The sequence below is a fragment of the Janthinobacterium sp. Mn2066 genome (assembly GCF_049319705.1).
Lineage (GTDB): Bacteria > Pseudomonadota > Gammaproteobacteria > Burkholderiales > Burkholderiaceae_D > Janthinobacterium.
In genome coordinates this window covers 40,420-54,858 of sequence record NZ_JBMOUF010000018.1, presented here as the reverse complement: position 1 = coordinate 54,858, position 14,439 = coordinate 40,420, and the positions used below count along the sequence as shown (strand labels likewise).

20 protein-coding genes are annotated in these 14,439 nt (G+C 60.2%); all 20 read right to left on the bottom strand.

Annotation, left to right across the window (positions count from 1 at the left end):
• Window positions 1–40 precede the first annotated feature (40 nt).
• Window positions 41–796 carry a twin-arginine translocase subunit TatC gene (gene tatC, locus ACL9RI_RS26200; protein ID WP_183682585.1) on the bottom strand — a complete coding sequence of 252 codons (756 nt, stop codon included), beginning with the start codon at window positions 794–796 and terminating at the stop codon, window positions 41–43.
• Entirely contained in the window at window positions 793–1,335 is a 543-nt protein-coding gene (tatB, locus tag ACL9RI_RS26195) for a Sec-independent protein translocase protein TatB (RefSeq protein WP_422729392.1), read from the bottom strand. The genes tatC and tatB overlap by 4 nt, the downstream gene beginning before the upstream one ends.
• Window positions 1,336–1,383: 48 nt before the next feature.
• A complete protein-coding gene (gene tatA / locus ACL9RI_RS26190; protein ID WP_422729391.1) occupies window positions 1,384–1,620 on the bottom strand; it encodes a Sec-independent protein translocase subunit TatA in 237 nt (78 codons plus the stop codon).
• A gap of 80 nt (window positions 1,621–1,700) precedes the next feature.
• Window positions 1,701–2,072 carry a histidine triad nucleotide-binding protein gene (locus ACL9RI_RS26185; RefSeq protein ID WP_422729390.1) on the bottom strand — a complete coding sequence of 124 codons (372 nt, stop codon included), beginning with the start codon at window positions 2,070–2,072 and terminating at the stop codon, window positions 1,701–1,703.
• Between the two features lie 16 nt (window positions 2,073–2,088).
• Window positions 2,089–2,451: a phosphoribosyl-ATP diphosphatase gene (locus ACL9RI_RS26180; RefSeq protein WP_422729389.1), complete on the bottom strand. Its 363-nt coding sequence runs from the start codon at window positions 2,449–2,451 to the stop codon at window positions 2,089–2,091.
• Window positions 2,448–2,864, bottom strand: coding sequence for a phosphoribosyl-AMP cyclohydrolase (gene hisI / locus ACL9RI_RS26175; RefSeq protein ID WP_183741596.1), 417 nt, complete (start codon window positions 2,862–2,864; stop codon window positions 2,448–2,450). Before hisI ends, ACL9RI_RS26180 begins: the two co-directional genes overlap by 4 nt.
• A gap of 33 nt (window positions 2,865–2,897) precedes the next feature.
• Complete coding sequence (gene hisF, locus ACL9RI_RS26170; protein WP_183682568.1) at window positions 2,898–3,659, bottom strand: imidazole glycerol phosphate synthase subunit HisF; 762 nt, start codon at window positions 3,657–3,659, stop codon at window positions 2,898–2,900.
• Between the two features lie 58 nt (window positions 3,660–3,717).
• On the bottom strand, window positions 3,718–4,491 hold the full coding sequence (gene hisA / locus ACL9RI_RS26165; RefSeq protein WP_422729388.1) for a 1-(5-phosphoribosyl)-5-[(5-phosphoribosylamino)methylideneamino]imidazole-4-carboxamide isomerase: 774 nt from the start codon (window positions 4,489–4,491) through the stop codon (window positions 3,718–3,720).
• A 59-nt stretch (window positions 4,492–4,550) separates the two neighbouring features.
• Window positions 4,551–5,189: an imidazole glycerol phosphate synthase subunit HisH gene (gene hisH, locus ACL9RI_RS26160; RefSeq protein ID WP_422729387.1), complete on the bottom strand. Its 639-nt coding sequence runs from the start codon at window positions 5,187–5,189 to the stop codon at window positions 4,551–4,553.
• 43 nt (window positions 5,190–5,232) lie between these two features.
• A complete protein-coding gene (gene hisB, locus ACL9RI_RS26155) occupies window positions 5,233–5,823 on the bottom strand; it encodes an imidazoleglycerol-phosphate dehydratase HisB (RefSeq protein WP_010402123.1) in 591 nt (196 codons plus the stop codon).
• A gap of 20 nt (window positions 5,824–5,843) precedes the next feature.
• Entirely contained in the window at window positions 5,844–6,950 is a 1,107-nt protein-coding gene (gene hisC, locus ACL9RI_RS26150) for a histidinol-phosphate transaminase (RefSeq protein WP_422729386.1), read from the bottom strand.
• Window positions 6,951–6,983: 33 nt separating this feature from the next.
• A complete protein-coding gene (locus ACL9RI_RS26145) occupies window positions 6,984–7,898 on the bottom strand; it encodes a DNA-methyltransferase (RefSeq protein WP_422729425.1) in 915 nt (304 codons plus the stop codon).
• 5 nt (window positions 7,899–7,903) lie between these two features.
• Window positions 7,904–9,229 (bottom strand): histidinol dehydrogenase, encoded by a 1,326-nt coding sequence (gene hisD / locus ACL9RI_RS26140; protein ID WP_422729385.1) that lies wholly within the window; start codon window positions 9,227–9,229, stop codon window positions 7,904–7,906.
• A gap of 15 nt (window positions 9,230–9,244) precedes the next feature.
• The gene (gene hisG / locus ACL9RI_RS26135; RefSeq protein WP_183741606.1) at window positions 9,245–9,916 is read right to left on the bottom strand and encodes an ATP phosphoribosyltransferase; all 672 of its coding nucleotides are present in this window, start codon (window positions 9,914–9,916) and stop codon (window positions 9,245–9,247) included.
• Between the two features lie 18 nt (window positions 9,917–9,934).
• The gene (murA, locus tag ACL9RI_RS26130; protein WP_422729384.1) at window positions 9,935–11,185 is read right to left on the bottom strand and encodes a UDP-N-acetylglucosamine 1-carboxyvinyltransferase; all 1,251 of its coding nucleotides are present in this window, start codon (window positions 11,183–11,185) and stop codon (window positions 9,935–9,937) included.
• Window positions 11,186–11,188: 3 nt separating this feature from the next.
• Window positions 11,189–11,425: a BolA family protein gene (locus ACL9RI_RS26125; RefSeq protein WP_314627708.1), complete on the bottom strand. Its 237-nt coding sequence runs from the start codon at window positions 11,423–11,425 to the stop codon at window positions 11,189–11,191.
• Window positions 11,426–11,471: 46 nt separating this feature from the next.
• Window positions 11,472–12,233 carry an ABC transporter permease gene (locus ACL9RI_RS26120; protein ID WP_422729383.1) on the bottom strand — a complete coding sequence of 254 codons (762 nt, stop codon included), beginning with the start codon at window positions 12,231–12,233 and terminating at the stop codon, window positions 11,472–11,474.
• Complete coding sequence (locus ACL9RI_RS26115; protein ID WP_422729382.1) at window positions 12,230–13,147, bottom strand: ABC transporter ATP-binding protein; 918 nt, start codon at window positions 13,145–13,147, stop codon at window positions 12,230–12,232. The genes ACL9RI_RS26120 and ACL9RI_RS26115 overlap by 4 nt, the downstream gene beginning before the upstream one ends.
• Before the next feature lie 191 nt (window positions 13,148–13,338).
• The gene (locus tag ACL9RI_RS26110; RefSeq protein WP_422729381.1) at window positions 13,339–13,686 is read right to left on the bottom strand and encodes an STAS domain-containing protein; all 348 of its coding nucleotides are present in this window, start codon (window positions 13,684–13,686) and stop codon (window positions 13,339–13,341) included.
• Window positions 13,687–13,733: 47 nt separating this feature from the next.
• Window positions 13,734–14,378 carry an MlaC/ttg2D family ABC transporter substrate-binding protein gene (locus ACL9RI_RS26105; RefSeq protein WP_422729380.1) on the bottom strand — a complete coding sequence of 215 codons (645 nt, stop codon included), beginning with the start codon at window positions 14,376–14,378 and terminating at the stop codon, window positions 13,734–13,736.
• Window positions 14,379–14,439 lie beyond the last annotated feature (61 nt).

Genomic DNA, 14,439 nt, shown 5'->3' with positions numbered 1-14,439 from the left:
TTGCGAAGTCAGCGGCTTTTTCATGTCAATAGCGAGCAATTCAGGAAGCTTCTTCGGGCGCTTGCGTGGCTTTCACAAAGATAGGCGCCACCAGCAAGCCCAGTTCGAACAGCAGCCACATGGGGATGGCCAGCGAAAACTGGCTGACCACGTCGGGCGGCGTGACGATGGCGGCGATCACGAAGGCGCCGACGATCACGTAAGGACGCATTTGCTTGAGCTTGGCGATGCTCACCAGGCCCATGCGCACCAGGATTACCACCACCACCGGCACTTCAAACGTGGCGCCAAACGCCAGGCACATCGACATGACGAAATCGAGATAATTTTCGATATCGGGCGTGACGGCTATCGAGGCGGGCGCGAAATTGCTGATGAAGTGGAATACGCGGCCAAACACGAAGAAATAACAGAAGGCCACGCCGGCGATGAACAGCAGCGACGAGGAAATCACCAGCGGCGCAATCAGGCGCTTTTCATGCGTGTACAAGCCAGGCGCAATAAACGCCCACAGCTGGTACAAGACCCATGGCAAGGAAACAATAAAGCCCAGCAGCAAGGTCACCTTCATGGGGATCAGGAAGGGCGACACCACACCGGTGGCGATCAGTTTCGAGCCGGCCGGCAGCGCGGCCAGCATGGGTTCGGCGATAAAGTCATAGATGTGCGCGGCGCCGGGCCAGTAAAACAGCACGGCACAGACGACGGCAAAGCCGATCGAGGCCTTGACCAGGCGGTTGCGCAGCTCGACCAGATGCGAGATAAACGTTTCTTCCAGCGGAGCTTTGTTACTCATGAGTAAAAGGACGTCGAGGAAGTGGTGCTACGGGGACGGAAGCGGGCCACGCGCGCGGCGCCCGATTGCACATGCATCTTGCCGCCATGACGGTGTTTGTACCAGCCCGGCACGGCCGAATTGCGCACCAGTTTCTTGCGGCGGAATTCGCGCGCCTTGCGGGCCAGCTCATCCTTGGTAGCGCGCAGCATGGCTTCATGCGCATCGCCACCCGGCTCGCCATAGTGGTCGTTATTGCCGCGCCAGCTATCTTCCATAGAGGAAATGTTGCCAGAGATAGAATTTTCCAGGCCATGCATGGATTGCTCCACGCTTTGCTTGACGGAATGCGCTGCGTCCTGCACTTCCTTCTGCAGGTTTTTCAGCTCTTCCAATTCAATTTCACGGGTGACTTCGGATTTCACCTGATTCAGGTAGCGCTGCGCACGGCCATACAGGGTGCCGGCCATGCGGGCTACTTTCGGCAACTTTTCAGGGCCGATGACTATCAGGGCAACCACGCCGATGATGGCGATTTTAGAAAGACCGAGATCGATCATAAGCGTACAAGTGCTGTGGCCAGGCAGGAAACTGGTCCCGCCCCGCTATCAGAACTTGCTTTTCTCTTTCGTATCCACGTCGATCGTGGTTTTGTCGGCCACTTGCGATGGCGTGGCAGCAGGGGTGTTTGCTGGCGGGGTTTCATCCTCGCCCTTGACGCCATCCTTGAAGCCTTTGACGGCCTTGCCAATATCACCACCGATATTGCCCAGTTTCTTGGTGCCAAAGACCAGCATCACAATGACCAGAACGATCAGCCAGTGCCAAATACTCAATGAACCCATCATATTCTCCTTGCGGGACGGCGCCCGGATCGCATCAAACTATGCAGACAGTATACACGCGAACCCGGCGCGCAGCGAAATCAGTGCTGGCCACGCCATGGACGCGGGCCGCCATACACGTGCATGTGCAGGTGATACACCTCTTGCCCGCCATCGGGGCCGCTGTTGATCATGGTCTTGAAGCCACCCGACGGTACGCCATCGGCGTCGTAGCTGACCGCGCAGCCGAACTCGGCCGCCAGTTTCGGCGCCAGGCGCAGCAGCTTGCCCAGCACTTCCGTATGGCTGTCGTCGCACTCGGACAAGGTCGATACATGGCGTTTCGGAATCAGCAGCAAGTGCACGGGCGCGGCCGGATTGATATCCTTGAAGGCCAGCAAATCATCGTCTTCATAGACGATGGTCGATGGAATTTTTTTCGCAGCAATTTTGCAGAAAATACAGTTATCCACGCAGTCTCCAGAATGATCAGGGTTGATGCGGCGTATCAGGCGTATCTGTACGCGCAGCTTTTTCGTCGAGGCCCGACAAGCCTTCGCGGCGCGCCAGCTCATCGAGCACCTGTTGCGGGGTCAAGTCGAACTGGGCCAGCATCACCAGGCTATGAAACCACAGGTCGGCGCACTCGTACAACACTTTCGACGGGTCATTGTCGCGCCGCGCATCCTTGGCGGCCATCACTGTTTCCGTCGCTTCCTCGCCGATTTTTTTCAGGATCGCATCGTCGCCCTTGGCGAACAAGCGCGCCACGTACGAGGTGGCAGGATCGCCGCCATTGGCCAGCTTGCGCGATTCGATCACGGCGGCCAGGCGTTTCAAGGTTTCACTCATTTTTTTGTGTCCGCGTAGATCGTTTCCGGGTCTTTCAGCACGGGATCGGTGACTTGCCACTCGCCCGTTTTCTCGTCGCCTTCGAATTTCTGGAAGAAACACGAATGGCGGCCCGTATGGCAGGCGATGCCGCCCGCCTGCTCGATCTTCAGCAAGACCACGTCCTCATCGCAATCGAGACGGATTTCCAGCACTTTCTGCGTATGGCCCGACTCTTCGCCCTTGTGCCACAGTTTCTTGCGCGAACGGCTCCAGTACACGGCTTCGCCGAGCTCCACCGTACGCGCCAGCGCGTCACGGTTCATCCAGGCAAACATCAGCACGTCATTGCTGCCCGCCTCCTGCGCGATCACCGGCACCAGGCCGTGCTCGTCCCACTTGACCTTTTTCAGCCACTTTGCATTGCTAGACACGATAGTTCCGTTTTGCATGTTATTCATATCCTATCAGCTCAACCGCATGGGAATGCCCTGCTGCGCCATGAAACGCTTGGCTTCCTGCACCGTGTGCTGACCATAGTGAAAAATACTGGCAGCCAATACCGCATCAGCCTTGCCAATCTTGATGCCGTCGGCCAGATCCTGCAAGCCACCCACGCCGCCCGAGGCGATCACGGGGATGCTGACCGCATCGGACACTCCGCGCGTCAGGCCCAGGTCGAAGCCCACCTTGGTGCCGTCGCGGTCCATGCTGGTGAGCAAGATTTCGCCAGCGCCCAGGCTTTCCATTTTACGCGCCCATTCGAACGCATCGAGGCCGGTGGCATTGCGCCCGCCATGGGTAAATACTTCCCACTTGCCGGGCGACACTTGTTTTGCGTCAATGGCGACCACGATGCATTGCGAGCCGTGCTTTTGCGAGGCTTCATACACCAGTTGCGGGTTGGTCACGGCCGAGGTATTGATGCTGACCTTGTCGGCGCCCGCATTGAGCAGGCGGCGCACGTCTTCCACCACGCGCACGCCACCGCCCACCGTCAGCGGAATGAACACTTGCGAGGCGACCGCTTCGATGATGTCGAAGATCAGGCCGCGGTTATCGCTGGAAGCGGTGATGTCGAGGAAAGTGATTTCATCGGCGCCCTGCTCGTCATAACGGCGGGCAATTTCCACCGGATCGCCCGCGTCGCGCAATTCCGTGAAATTGACGCCTTTGACGACGCGGCCATTGGTCACGTCCAGGCAGGGGATAATTCGTTTTGCAAGCATGATGGTATCCAATTGTCGCTTGGCCAGGGAAGGCATGCGCCTCCCCGGCCAGGCTGGCTTAAACAGCCTCGTCGCTCAGTTCGTCGGCGCGTTCTTGCGCCTGCGCCAGATCGATCGTGCCTTCATAAATCGAACGGCCGCAAATCACGCCTTCGATGCCTTCGGCCTGCACCGCGCACAAGGCTTCCACGTCGCCGATATTGTGCAGGCCGCCCGAGGCGATGACGGGAATCTTGACCGCTTGCGCCAGCTTGACGGTGGCGTCGATATTGATACCGCCCATCATGCCGTCACGGCCGATATCCGTGTAAATAATCGATTCCACGCCATACGCTTCGAATTTCTTGGCCAGGTCGATCACTTCGTGGCCCGACATCTTGCTCCAGCCATCGGTCGCCACCTTGCCATCCTTGGCGTCCAGGCCGACGATGATATGGCCGGGGAAGGCGCTGCAGGCGTCGTGCAGGAAACCCGGGCTTTTCACGGCCGCCGTGCCGATGATGATATAGCTGATGCCGGCGTCCAGGTAGCGCTCGATGGTGTCGAGATCGCGGATGCCGCCCCCCAGTTGCACGGGAATTTCTTCGATATCGTTTTCCAGCGCAAAATCCTGCACGGCTTTCAGGATGGCTTTCACGGCGCCTTCATTTTTCGGCTTGCCGGCAAACGCGCCGTTCAAGTCGACCAGATGCAGCCGCCGCGCGCCTTGCTGCAGCCAATGGCGCGCCATTTCAGCAGGATCTTCGGAAAATACGGTGGCAAGTTCCATATCGCCTTGTTTCAGGCGTACGCAGTGACCGTCTTTCAGGTCGATGGCGGGAATGAGCAGCATGGTCGTTGTGGTCAGGGTTATAAAGGTAAGTAAAAGTAGCTGGGAGGGTCAAATGAAAATCAAGGTTGCCAGTGAACGAAATTCTTGTACAGCTGCAGACCTGCGGCAGCGCTTTTTTCAGGATGGAACTGGGTCGCGAAAATATTATCACGGGCGACGGCGCAAGCGAACGGCTTGCCGTAGACAGTCTGGCCGACCGTGTGGGCCGCCACTTGAGGCTGAGCAAAGTAGCTGTGCACAAAATAAAAATAAGCATCATCGGCGATGCCATCCCACATGGCATGGGACGCCGTTTGGTGCACTTGGTTCCAGCCCATCTGCGGCACCTTGAAGCGCGAACCGTCTTCCTGCACCTGGCCGTCGAGCTGGAAACGCACGACTTTGCCTGGCAGCAAGCCCAAACCGGCCGCATCACCTTCTTCGCTGCTGTCGAACAGCATTTGCTCGCCGATGCACACACCCAGCACGGGCTTGCTGTCGGCGGCCCGCAGCAAGGCGTCCAGCACGCCCGATTCGCGCAGGCTGCGCATGCAGTCGGGCATGGCGCCCTGGCCCGGCAAGACGATACGGTCGGCGCTGTCGATATCGGCCACCTGTCCGGAAATGCACACGTCCGCTTCCGGCGCCACGGCCCGCAAGGCTTGCGCTACCGAGCGCAGATTGCCCATGCCGTAATCCACCACCACAATTTTATTCATGTGTTTTAATGTAAGAATCTACTAGCCAGGAGTCAAGGTCAGCTTACAGGCTGCCCTTGGTCGATGGGATGATGCCGGCTGCGCGCTCGTCGAGCTCGGCAGCCATGCGCAGGGCGCGGCCAAAGGCCTTGAACACGGTTTCGCACTGGTGATGGGCATTGGTGCCGCGCAAGTTGTCGATATGCAAGGTCACGCCCGCATGGTTGACGAAGCCGCGGAAAAACTCCAAGGTCAGGTCGACATCGAAGCCGGCGATCATGGCGCGCGTAAAAGGGATGTGGTATTCGATGCCTGGGCGGCCCGAAAAATCGAGCACCACGCGCGACAGCGCTTCATCGAGCGGCACATAGGCATGGCCATAACGGCGGATGCCCTTCTTGTCGCCGATGGCCTTGGCCACCGCCATGCCCAGGGTAATGCCCACGTCTTCCACCGTATGATGGTTATCGATATGCACGTCGCCCGTCGCTTCAATGTCCAGGTCGATCAAGCCATGGCGGGCGATCTGGTCCAGCATATGGTCGAGGAAGGGCACGCCGGTGTTCAGCTTTTGCTGGCCGGTGCCATCGAGGTTGAGGGCGACGCGTACTTGCGTCTCGTTGGTGTTACGCGTGATTTCTGCGGTGCGGTTCATGGCGGGACTCTGGCGGTAGGCTAAACGAGGGATGCTTTGAAGGCATTGAAAAAGACGGCATTTTCTTCTGGCGTGCTGACGCTGATGCGCAGGCAATTGGCCAGCACTGCATGCATTTTACTCACATTTTTGATTAATACCCGGTGAGCAAGCAATTTGGCATGGACATCGTCGGAATCTGGCACGCGTATCAAAAGAAAATTTGCCTTGGAGGGAAACACGGTCACGCCGGGCAAGGCCGCCAATTGTTCGGCCAGCGCATCGCGTGCGCTGTTGAGCAAGGCCGCCTGTGCATTGAGCACGTCGATGTGTTCCAGCGCAAATTCAGCGGCCGCCTGCGTCAGCACGTTGACGTTATACGGCGGACGCACTTTTTCAAACTGGGCCAGCAAGGCTGGCGCCGCCGACATATAACCGAGACGGATGCCGGCCAGGCCCAGTTTCGACACGGTGCGCATCACCACCAGGTTCTCGAATTCCGGCAAGCGGCCCATGAAGCTCTGCTGCGCGAACGGTTCGTACGCTTCATCGACCACCGCGATACCGGTGTCGCCCAGGGCGGCGATGATGCGCTCGATATCGGCCACGCTGAACAGGTTGCCGGTCGGGTTGTTCGGATACGCCAGGAACACCAGCGCCGGGCGGTGCTGTTCGATGGCGGCCAGCATGGCGTCGATATCGAGGCTCAGGTCGGCAAGCAAAGGCACGCCGACAAAATCCATGCCGGCGAACTGCGCCGAACGGGCATACATCACAAAACCGGGCACGGGCGCCAGCAGCACCGCGCGGCGCGACCGCTGTTGCAACGGCGCTTGCACGGCGCAAGCCATGGCCAGGATCGAGATCAATTCATCGGAGCCATTACCCAGCAAGACATCGTAGCCGGCGGGCACGCCCAGTTTGTCGCAGATGGCCGCCTTCAGGCTGGCGTACGACGGCGGATAGCGGTTCAGCACCGCGCCAGCCAGGCGCGCACCCAGTGCGTCGCGCAAATGCTGCGGCAGCAGATACGGATTTTCCATCGCATCGAGTTTGATATAACCGCTGGCGTCGGGCACATGGTAACTACCGATCGCCTGTACGTCTGCACGTACCGTATTGCTGATTAACTGATCGAGGAAAGACATTGCTGCAAGCACTCCTGATAATTTTTTAAGGGTCTAGGTGGTGACGTCTTCCGGCACGGCGGCCGGCGTCTTCCTGGACGGTGTTTTTCTGGCCGCCGGCTTTTTCACGGCGGTGGCTTTTTTCACGGCAGTCTTGCGCTTGGCCGCGGCTTTCTTGAGCGGCGCCGGCGGCGCGCTCATGTCCAGTTCCTGCGCCGTCAAACGCTGTTCGATGATGGCGCAATAATCGGGGTTCAATTCAAAACCGACGAAATCGCGCCCGCAGCGCTTGGCGGCCAGCGCCGTGGTGCCGCTGCCCATGAACAAGTCGAGTACGACACCGCCGGGTGGGCAGGAAGCCTTGACCATGCGCTCGATGATTTCGAGCGGCTTTTGGGTCGGGTGATCGGCCCGTTCAGGGTGTTCCTTGTGCAAGCGCGAGACGCTCCACAAGTCTTTCGGGTTGTAGCCCACTTCCAGCCATTTCGCGCCGATGAAGATCGAGCGCGAACGGGCTTTTTTGGTGGCCGCGTCGTAGGCGATGCGCACCGCATCAAGATCGAAGTAGTAATCCTTGCGCTTGACGAAGAAGCCGATGGTGTCGTGCACCGATGAAAAGCTGCGCACGCTGCCACCCATCGATGGCACGCGGCGGTCCCAGATAATCTCGTTCATCATCGCCATGCGCTGTTTCAGCATGACGAAAATCTCCGGCGAGTAGCGCCAGGTCAAAAAAATGTACAGGCTGCCGTTGGCTTTCAGCTTGGGCAGCGCCGCATCGATCCATTGTTCGGTCCAGCGCAGGTAGTCCGCCACCGATTGCTGGTCCGAGGCATTGCCGTAATCCTTGCCCAGGTTGTACGGCGGGTCGGTCAGGATCAGGTCCACCGAACCATCGGGAATCCGCGCCAGCCCCGCCAGCGCATCTTCGCAATAGACCCGGTTGAGCCAGTCCGGCCGGTCCGCCATATTCGTCATGGCTGCGGCTTCAAACGCAGTTCGGCGCTGCGCGCGTGCGCCTGCAAGCCTTCGCCATACGCCAGCGTGGCGGCAACACGGCCCAGGGTTTGCGCGCCCGCTTCACTGACGTGGATGATGGACGAGCGCTTCTGGAAGTCGTACACGCCCAGCGGCGACGAAAAACGCGCCGTGCGCGACGTCGGCAGCACGTGATTGGGGCCGCAGCAATAGTCGCCCAGCGACTCGGACGAGAATCGGCCCAGGAACATGGCGCCCGCATGGCGGATCTGGTCGGCCCATTGCTGCGGGTTCTCTGCCGAAATTTCCAGGTGTTCTGCCGCAATGCTGTTGGCGATCTCGCACGCCTCATTCATGTCGCGCACCTTGACCAAGGCGCCACGGTCGGCCAGCGAGGTGCTGATGGTGGCCTGGCGCGGCATGGTGGGCAACAGCTTCTGGATGCTTTCCTCTACGCGCGCGATATAGGCGGCGTCCGGGCACAGCAAAATGGCTTGCGCCAGCTCGTCGTGTTCGGCCTGCGAAAACAGGTCCATCGCCACCCAGTCCGGGTCCGTCGTGCCATCGCAGATGACAAGGATTTCCGACGGGCCGGCGATCATGTCGATGCCGACGATGCCGAACACGCGGCGCTTGGCGGCCGCCACATAGGCGTTGCCGGGGCCGACGATCTTGTCGACCGCGGCGATGGTCTGCGTGCCATACGCCAGCGCGCCGACCGCTTGCGCGCCGCCGATGGTGATCACGCGCGTCACGCCGGCAATCGCGGCAGCGGCCAGCACCATCTGGTTTTTCACGCCGTCCGGGGTCGGCACCACCATGATGATTTCCTTGACGCCCGCCACGTGGGCCGGAATCGCATTCATCAGCACCGACGATGGATAGGCTGCCTTGCCGCCCGGGACATAGATGCCGACCCGGTCCAGCGGCGTGATTTTTTGTCCCAGCACGGTGCCATCCGCCTCGGTATAGCTAAAGCTGCGCAATTCCTCGCGCTGGCGTTCGTGAAAAGCGCGGATGCGCTGGGCCGCCACTTGCAATGCTTCACGCTGGGCCGATGGCAATCCATTCAGCGCGGCCTGCAGCTCGGCTTGCGAAATATCAAAGGCCGCCATTTCCGCCGCGCCGCCATGGGGAATGCGGTCGAAGCGGTTGGTGTACTCCAGCACGGCGGCGTCGCCGCGCGCTTTCACGTCGGCCAGGATTTTCGTGACCGCCGTTTCAATCGCTTCATCGGTGCCGGCTTCGAACGCCAGCAAGGTATCGAGCGATTGTTGAAAATCATCCTGGCTTGAATCGAGCTTGCGTATCTGTAGCGGCATCATAGCCTCCTGCTGTTATCGGGTCTGCGAGGCGCGTTCAAAGGCCTCGATAATCGGCTGCAAGCGTTCGCGCTTGAGCTTTAAGGCAGCCTGGTTCACCACCAGGCGCGACGAAATTTCCATGATGTGTTCGACTTCGACCAGGTTGTTGGCGCGCAGGGTGCTGCCCGTGCTGACCAGGTCGACGATGGCGTCGGACAAACCGACCAGCGGCGCCAGCTCCATCGAGCCATACAGCTTGATCAAATCGACGTGCACGCCCTTGGCGGCAAAGTGCTCGCGCGCCGTGTGCACGAACTTGGTGGCCACGCGCAGGCGCGCGCCCTGGTGCACGGCTTTTTCATAATCGAAGCCCGCCTGCACCGCCACCGACATGCGGCAGGAGGCGATATTGAGGTCGATCGGCTGGTACAAGCCTTCGCCGCCATGCTCCAGCAAGACATCCTTGCCGGCCACGCCGAAGTCGGCCGCGCCGTACTGCACATAGGTGGGCACGTCGCTGGCGCGCACGATGATGACGCGCACGTTCGGATCGTTGGTGGCCAAGATCAGCTTGCGCGACGTCTCCGGGTTTTCCAGCACCTTGATGCCGGCCGCTTCCAGCAGCGGCATGGTGTCTTCAAAAATGCGGCCTTTTGAGAGCGCCAGTATCAGCTGCCCGTTGGCGCCACTGTTCGATCCGTTCATGCTCAGTCCTTGTTGTATTTATTTGACGCGCACGATGTTCGCGCCCACCGCCGACAGTTTCACTTCCATGCGGTCGTAGCCACGGTCGAGGTGATAGATGCGGTCGATCAGGGTTTCACCATCGGCCGCCAGGGCGGCGATCACCAAGGACGCCGAAGCACGCAGATCGGTCGCCATCACGGGTGCGCCGCGCAACTGCTTGACGCCGGTGATGATGGCCGTCTTGCCATCGATGCTGATGTCGGCGCCCAGGCGGTTCATTTCCTGTACGTGCATAAAGCGGTTTTCAAAGATCGTCTCGGTGACGCGGCTGGCGCCATTGGCGATGGTGTTGACCGCCATGAACTGCGCCTGCATATCGGTCGGAAAACCCGGGTATTCGGTGGTGCGGAAGCTGACCGGGGTCGGACGGGCCGACATCTCGGCACGGATCCAGTCGGCGCCGAAAGTCATCGTCAAGCCCATGGCGCGCAGCTTGTCGAGCGCCGCGTCCAGGATATCGGTACGCACGTTGCGCAGGGTGATGTCGCCACCGGTGGCGGCCACGGCGCACAGGAAAGTGCCCGTTTCGATGCGGTCGGCAATCACTGCGTGGGCGGCGCCGTGCAATGCAGGCACGCCCTGGATCACCAGGCGGTTGGTGCCGATGCCTTCGATCTTCGCGCCCATGGCCACCAGCAGGTGCGCCAGGTCGGTCACTTCCGGTTCGCAGGCGGCGTTTTCCAGGATGGTCTCGCCTTCGGCCAGGGTCGCGGCCATCAGCAGGTTCTCGGTGCCGGTGACGGTGATCATGTCGGTGACGATGCGCGCGCCTTTCAGCTTGGCGCACTTGGCGTAGATATAGCCGGCTTCGATGCGGATCTCCGCGCCCAGCGCTTCCAGGCCCTTGATGTGCTGGTCGACCGGACGCGAACCGATGGCGCAGCCGCCCGGCAAGGACACCTTGGCTTCGCCGAAGCGCGCCAGCATGGGGCCCAGCACCAGGATCGAGGCGCGCATGGTTTTCACCAGTTCATACGGCGCTTCCAGGGTGCTGATGGCGCTGCCGTTCAAGACTACACGGTCGCCGTCCTGCTGCACTTTCAAACCCGTCTGGCCCAGCAATTTCAGCATGGTGGAGACGTCGTGCAGGTTCGGCACGTTCGTCAGTTCCAGGTCGCCCGAGGTCAGCAGGCCAGCGCACAGAATCGGCAGGGCGGCGTTTTTCGCGCCGGAGATGGCGATGTCGCCGTTCAGGCGGTTGCCGCCGTTGATGAGGAGCTTGTCCATTGCTTATCCTTGGAATTCTTCAGGGGTCAGGGTTTTCATCGACAGCGCGTGGATTTCTTCGCGCATGCGGTCGCCCAGCGCCGCGTAGACGATCTGGTGGCGCTGGATCAGACGCTTGCCGGCAAATTGCGGCGAAACGATCACGGCCTGGAAGTGCTGGCCATCGCCCTCCACTTCAAGGTGGGTGCAGTCGAGGCCTGCCGACAGGTAGCCATGGATCAGTTCTGGGGTGGTAGTCACGATAAGTCCTTGATATTGAATAATATGGTAATTGAGCTTGGCGCAATTAGTGGCGCAAACGATAGCCGCTTTTCAGCAGACGGATCGACGCCAGCGCCAGCACCGCCAGGAAACCGGCGACCACCGATACGCTGATCCATGGGCTGACGTCGGACGTGCCGAAGAAGCCGTAGCGGAAGCCGTCGATCATGTAAAAGAAAGGGTTCAGATGCGATACCGTCTGCCAGAAAGCGGGCAGCGAATGGATCGAATAAAACACGCCCGACAAGAAGGTCGCCGGCATGATCAGGAAGTTCTGGAAGGCGGCCAGCTGGTCGAATTTCTCGGCCCAGATACCGGCGATCAAGCCCATGGTGCCCAGCATGGCGGCGCCCAGGAAGGCAAAGATGACGATCCACAGCGGTGCCACGAACGACAGGTCGACGAACCAGTAGGTGATGGCGAATACGCCAAAGCCCACCGCCAGGCCGCGCACGACCGAAGCGAGCACATACGCCGAAAAGATTTCCCAGTGCGACAGGGGCGTGAGCAGCACGAATACCAGGTTGCCCGTGATCTTGGACTGGATCAGCGAGGACGAGGAATTGGCAAAGGCGTTTTGCAGCACGCTCATCATCACCAGGCCGGGAATCAGAAAGGCCGTATAGCTGATGCCGGGGCTGGGCTGCACGCGGCCATCGAGCACGTGGCCGAATACCAGCAGGTACAGCATCGAGGTGAGCACGGGCGCGGCCACGGTTTGCGTCGCCACTTTCCAGAAACGCAAAGTCTCTTTGTAGACGAGGGTGCGGAATCCTGTCGAAATCATACGGTACCTTTATCCATGATCTGCAAGAAGATATCTTCCAGGTCGGCTTGTTGCAATTGCATTTCGTCGATTTCGGCGCCCGACTCGCGCAGGCGGGCCAGGATTTGCTCGACTTCGCTGTATTCATTGACGCGCAGGCTGAACTTGTTGGGCGCCTGCCGCTCTTCCGGATGCAGCAGCAGGTGCTGCAGGTCGGCCGGCAAGGCGCCATGTTTCAGGTGCACCTGCAGCTGCGAGCCGGCGATGCGGCGGATCAGGGCCGACATGGTGTCGAGCGCCACCACCTTGCCCGACTTGAGCATGGCCACGCGCTGGCACATGGCTTGCGCCTCTTCCAGGTAGTGGGTGGTCAGCACGACCGTGTGGCCGCCTTCGCGGTTCAGGCGCGAAATGAACTTCCACAGGGTCTGGCGCAGCTCCACGTCGACCCCGGCGGTCGGCTCGTCGAGCACGATCACGGGCGGCTTGTGCACCAGCGCCTGGGCCACCAGCACGCGGCGCTTCATGCCGCCGGACAGGGCGCGCATGTTCGTGTCGGCCTTGCCGGTCAGGTCGAGGTTTTCCATTACCTCGTCGATCCATTTGTCATTGTTCGGCAGGCCGAAATAGCCGGACTGCAGGCGCAAGGTTTCGCGCACGGTGAAAAACGGGTCGAACACCAGTTCCTGCGGCACCACGCCCAGGTTGCGGCGGGCATTGCGGAAATCCTTGACCACATCGTGGCCATGGATCTTGACGGTGCCCGCATCGGGCCGTATCAGGCCGGCGATGATGGAAATGAGGGTGGTCTTGCCGGCGCCGTTGGGACCGAGCAGGCCGAAAAACTCGCCCTCCTCGATCGCCAGCGACACGCCGCCCAGCGCCTTGAGCGATTTATAGCTCTTTTCTACATTCGTTATTTGAATTGCGGTCATGTGCTTATCAGATGTGATGCGTGTGTCAGCCACAAGGCGGGCCACAGGCCGGTACAAGGCGCCGCCTTCCGGAGAAGTAGCGCAACAGTCAATTATAGTTTGAAAATTCGTGGAACACTTGGAGATCAATCCGGCGGCGCTGCTGGCATGCCGGCTTGAAAGCTACTGCTGATGCGGGGAGTGGGACAGGATCAATGATGATGCAGGTCGGACGGGCTGCGTTCGGCGGTGTCGCCGGCAGTGCCGCAGTTTTCGTCGCTGGTGGTGCTCGAGACGAGCGAGCAGACGCCATACAGCTTGGTCAGGTTTTTCAGATTGGTCGGCAGGTTCTTCAGCTCCAGCACGCCGCCGGCCTCTTGCGCAGCGCGCTGCCAGGTCAGCATCACCGACACGGCCGCCGAATCGACGGCCTTGACGTTGCGCAGGTCAAACCGCGTCTGGCCAGACTTGATCGCCTCCAGACCCTGCGCCAGCGCCGAAGTGGCGTTGTGCACGGTCAGTGAAGTCAGGGACTGCAAAGTGTCGAGAGAGTCTGGCATGGCGTCGGGTTGCGCTGGTTTAGCGTGTGGAGCTATATGATAGCCGATTATTTGGCTTTGGGCGCCGGACGGTTTGCCAAAGCCTTGTTTTTCGCTTGCAAGGTCTTGATCAGGCCATCGATGCCGCCTTTGCTGATTTCACTGGCAAAGCTGCTCTTGTAGGTTTCCACCAGCCACGCACCCAGCACGTTGATATCGTAGATCTTCCAGCCAGTTGGCGTTTTGGAAACACGGTAGTTCAGCGGCACAGGTTCGCCGCGCGGCATGTTCACTTGCGAGCGCACTTCCACGTCGGTGTCGCTAGGATCGGCGCGCAGTGGCTTGAATTCCACGGTTTCATTCCTGACTTGCGACAGGGCGCCCGAATACGTGTAGATCAGCAGGGTGCGGAATTCTGCCGACAGCTGCTGTTGCTGATCCGGCGTGGCGTCGCGCCAGAAGCGACCAGCGGCCAGAGCGGTCATGCGCTGGAAATCCACGTAGGGCAGGATCTTGGTTTCAACCAGTTCGGTAACGCGCTTGATGTCGCCAGCCTGGATGGCCTTGTCGGTCTTGGCCGTGTCGAGCACGTCCTGGCTGATACGCTTGACCAGCACGTCCGGGGCTTCCGTTGCAGGGGCGGCAGGCGCAGCCTGTGCGGCGGTAGCGAAGGCGATGGTGGCCATCGCGAGCAATTGTTTCATTAATTTCATGGTTCTACCCTTATGGTGGTGTTGCTCGGCACCGGCTGGCATTTTATATACAGCCGTGTGT